The organism is Paraburkholderia sp. BR13444 (genome assembly GCF_040948755.1).
GTDB classification, from domain to species: Bacteria; Pseudomonadota; Gammaproteobacteria; order Burkholderiales; family Burkholderiaceae; genus Paraburkholderia; species Paraburkholderia youngii.
Genome location: NZ_JBFPKM010000044.1, coordinates 1 through 1828, shown reverse-complemented (window position 1 = coordinate 1828; position 1828 = coordinate 1). Strand labels below are relative to the sequence as shown.

1 protein-coding gene and 2 pseudogenes are annotated in these 1828 nt (G+C 57.4%); 1 reads left to right on the top strand and 2 read right to left on the bottom strand.

Annotated features, from left to right (window positions below):
- Positions 1–795 precede the first annotated feature (795 nt).
- Positions 796–993, top strand: a pseudogene (locus AB3X95_RS38890) (hypothetical protein); the annotation flags it as partial.
- On the opposite strand, the pseudogene AB3X95_RS38885 reads toward AB3X95_RS38890, so the two are convergent.
- A pseudogene (locus AB3X95_RS38885) lies at positions 988–1210 on the bottom strand (malate synthase G); the annotation flags it as partial. The pseudogenes AB3X95_RS38890 and AB3X95_RS38885 sit on opposite strands and share 6 nt — an antisense overlap.
- An 81-nt stretch (positions 1211–1291) precedes the next feature.
- Positions 1292–1696, bottom strand: a complete 405-nt coding sequence (locus tag AB3X95_RS38880; protein WP_368594386.1) for a heme-binding protein — start codon at positions 1694–1696, stop codon at positions 1292–1294.
- Positions 1697–1828: the final 132 nt, after the last annotated feature.

Here is a 1828-nt window from a genome sequence, read left to right as displayed (position 1 = left end):
CCACCAGCGCCCTTCCTGACGGCTGCTTGCAGCCGTTCGGAGAAGCACCGGACCATTCAACTCCACCTGGATGGTCTGCTCAACCAGCCGGTGTTGGAAAATCGATGCATCCCGCAATGCTTCATCCAACGATTATCTCCAGCTGGACTTGCGAGGCGACGGCGTTTTCGTTGCCTCACTTTTTTCATTGAATCAGTCGGCGACATACAATGCAGCAGCCATGGATTAGCTTCCGCTCCCGTCCTGTACCCGCGTTCTGCTTGAACGAAGCGGCGCGCATTGACATCTCATTGCGCAATTTCCTTTGTCTGTCAGTCCTCGAAACTGGGCGTGCGACTGCATTTCATCTCGGAAGCGTTGTTCGCTCCGCGTTCGTGCTGGCGTATCTCAGAAGGCTAGGATATTCCACCCTTACGGTTAAAGAATTCCGTCGCGCGGAACGTGACTTTGGCCGGGCGACCATAAGATTCGAAACAACGGGCCAATGGGACCTTGAGCTCGCGGAGCTAGAATCGGCGCGTCAGGTTGTACGCGCATTCGACCTCTCTCTAGAAGTCTCTAGAAGGTGTCCCCATCGCAGTGCTCGCACAGGCGCACCGTTACGCACAGGCGAACCTCAGCGCACCGCTACATCGGCGATTGAGTATTTCGACGCTCGCAGACGATGAATACGCTGCACAGCCATACTCTCAGGGTGCTGCCGCGGCCTAGTCAAATAGCTAGGTATCGCTGAGCATATGCTTAAGGTTGTCGAAAAGCTTCGCCGACGCGTGCTTCAGTTCGCGCGCTTTGCCGGCGCTTGAGGAGGTGTTTCCGACCACACGTGGCCAGCGCTGCTGGTTTCATAAAATGGGAAACGAGCGTTCGCATAGATAGACTAGAAACGACGTCATGAACGCGCTGCCCGAGTCGCAACAGGCACGCGCGAAGGCCGACATGCAATCGATCTGGATGGCGGCGACCCGCGCCGACGCGCACGCTGCCTTCGATCGGGCCCGGGTGGAGGCGGTGCCACCCATCAATCGCTTTTTGCAGGCGGTCGCGCTCTGCCAGTAAGGCTTGATTGTATGGGCCGAGCTCATGAACCAGCTTGTCGAAACAGGACCAGAAATTTCCGGAGCAACGCAGTTCCGGGCAACGCCTCACGCTCGAGGAAGTCGCAGAGTTCTCTTGCTACTAAAAGCCTGCCGCGGCGAATCATTTCATACATGGAAGTACAGTTTGTCGAGACGAAGTTGAACAGCAGCGAAAGTGGCTTCCCGCTACTCGAAATTGGTGTGCTTCGGCTTAATCAGCCAGCGTGAGAGCCGACACCGGCCTTGGCAACAGCGGCATCTTGGTCCGGCTTGGCGCCAGAGACTCCAACAGCGCCAACCACAGCGCCCTCTACCAGAATGGGAACTCCGCCTTCGAGAGCGCCGAGAACGCCCGCGCTCAGAAATGCCGTTCGTCCACCGTTTATCATCTCTTCATACAGCTTGGTTTCGCGTCGACCAAGTGCTGCAGCCCGGGCCTTCTCTGTGGAGATATAGCTGGAAGCGGGGGCTGCTCCGTCGAGCCGCGTGAAGCCGAGAGGATGACCGCCGTCATCGACAACGGAAATAGAGACTGCCCAACCCTGACGCGAGGCTTCATCGGCGCACGCGGAGAGAATCGTTTGAACGTCGGTTTGCGAGATGACGGGCTTTGAGCGCATATCGATCTATTGAATGTGTGTGAATCCTCTCAGCCTCACGCAAAGTGGTGAGGTTGACGAGGCAAGGCAGGCACTGGGAATCGACCCACTTAGCCCTGCCGCCGAAAGGTGGCGGCAGGGAATGGAGGTTGA